The organism is bacterium (assembly GCA_040755795.1).
In the GTDB taxonomy this organism is placed as follows: domain Bacteria; phylum UBA9089; class CG2-30-40-21; order CG2-30-40-21; family SBAY01; genus JBFLXS01.
The window spans coordinates 1-2,224 of the sequence record JBFLXS010000555.1 but is presented as its reverse complement, the minus strand read 5'-3'; the positions used below and the strand labels follow the sequence as shown (position 1 = coordinate 2,224).

2 protein-coding genes are annotated in these 2,224 nt (G+C 36.2%); both read left to right on the top strand.

Annotated elements, in window-relative coordinates; all coding sequences use genetic code 11:
* Window positions 1-216: 216 nt before the first annotated feature.
* On the top strand, window positions 217-1,020 hold the full coding sequence (locus AB1414_19590; protein ID MEW6609617.1) for a CARDB domain-containing protein: 804 nt from the start codon (window positions 217-219) through the stop codon (window positions 1,018-1,020).
* A 4-nt stretch (window positions 1,021-1,024) separates the two neighbouring features.
* Window positions 1,025-2,224, top strand: a 1,200-nt coding sequence (locus AB1414_19585) for an adenylosuccinate synthase (protein MEW6609616.1), incomplete at its 3' end; no start/stop codon positions are given.

The window sequence follows — 2,224 nt, the reverse complement described above, 5'->3', positions numbered from 1 at the left end:
CCAGATTTTCAATCCATTTGGGATATATCTGAAGAAGTGAGTAGGATGCTTATAGGTTTAATCAAATCAATTAAGAGTAAAATAGTATGAAGTATTTTCCCCTCTTCCTACTTTCCTACTTCCTACTCCATACTTCCTACTTGCTTGGTATGCTGAATAGTTACAACGATTACAAAAAATTGTTGACAGATAAGGTAGATTTGTGGTAATATATTTATGGAATTAAAAATGAGATATAGATACGCTGTAATCTCTTTAATTATTTTAATGAGTGGTTGTGTAGCACCGTTGCCAAATTTGTTAATAAAAGACAACATTAGAGATGATGGAATTTCTTTTACAAAAGATAATTTTTTTTGGATTAGTCCTGATATTTGGCTGGATAATAATGGTGATGGTCAGCCGGATGAAATGGCAAAAATTGGGAAATCCAATAAATTATTTGCCAGAATACATAACATTGGAACCGCAGAGGCAAGAGATGTAAAAGTAAAATTCTATGTTAATCGCAGTAATACTTATTTTTCATTCACTGAGGGGGCTTTAATTGGGACTAATGTTATCTCAAATATAGGGGCAGGCGAAACTACCGTTACTTCTATCTCATGGGAGAATGTTAATGAAGCAAATTGCTGGTCTTATGGAGTAGCGGTAGAAAGTGCTGATGACCCAATTATTTCTAATGAACCAGTGAATGAGTCCAACCTGGCGTATAGAAGTTTTTGGACTGTTTATACATATTCGGGCAGGCCGGTAATCTTAAAATTTAGAATCCAAAATCCCCTGTCTGTAAAGACGAGAGTTAATTTAACTTTAGATACTCAAAATTTACCAGGCAAGTGGGGGGCTTTTTTAGGAAAAGGCTCTTTTGATTTACTGGCTAAAGAGTCAAAACCAGTCTTATTAATGGTTACCCCACCTATTAATTCGGAAAAAAAAGAGGCATTACTCAATGTTATTTCAACAATAGAGGATAGGATAATAGGTGGGATTACTTACAAAATAAAGATAAAGGAATAAAAATATGTCAAATATAATTGTTGTTGGTGTCCAGTGGGGTGATGAGGGAAAAGGAAAGGTAATTGATTTCTTGACCGAAAAGGCAGATATTATCGTTCGGTATCAAGGAGGTAACAATGCTGGACATACCGTTATTGTTAATGGTGAAAAGTTCGTTCTGCATCTCATTCCATCCGGCATATTGCATCCAGATAAAATATGTATCATCGGTCAAGGGGTAGTTTTTAACCCAAAGGCTTTTTTCCAGGAAATAGAATCTCTTAAAGAAAGAAATGTAGCGATTAATGATGACCTGCTATACATCAGCGAAGATACACATTTAATTATGCCGTATCATTTGAGTGTCGAGGAGACTTCGGAGAAGATTTATAAAATTGGGACAACAGGTCGTGGGGTGGGTCCGGCATATACAGATAAGATTAGCCGATGTGGAATAAAGGTAATTGATTTATTTGATGAGGATATATTTGAGGAAAAACTACAAATAAATTTTGTCCAGAAAGGAAATAAATTTGACCTCACCAGCATTAAAAATGAATATTTGGGCTATGCGAATGAACTTAAGAAGTATGTGAAAAACACAAGTCTTTTTTTGAATGAGGCAATAAAAAACGGTAAAAACATTTTATTTGAGGGGGCACAAGGAACATTACTTGATGTTGACCATGGGACTTATCCTTATGTAACTTCATCTAATGCCACGGCAGGCGGGGCGTGTACGGGAACAGGCGTCGGACCAACTAAAATAGACAGGGTAATAGGCGTGATGAAGGCTTATTCAACCCGGGTAGGTGAAGGACCATTTCCAACAGAACTGCCATCTGAACTGGGTGAGGCGATAAGAATAAAAGGGCGCGAATACGGCGCCACAACTAATAGACCACGAAGATGTGGTTGGCTTGATACAGTTGCTTTAAAATATGCCGTCAGAATTAATGGGATAGATAGTTTAGCCATCACTAAGTTAGATGTCTTAAATGAATTGGAAACAATAAAGATGTGTATTGGGTATGAGTATCAAGGCCAAATAATTAAAGAGTTTCCAAAATCATTAAAAGTCCTGCGAGAGTGCCAACCAATTTATGACGAATTACCAGGCTGGCAGAAAGAAATAAGTCATATTCGCTCTTATGATGATTTACCAGAACAATTAAAGGATTATTTAGCACGAATTAATGAGATTATCGAGGTTAAATTTAAGTTT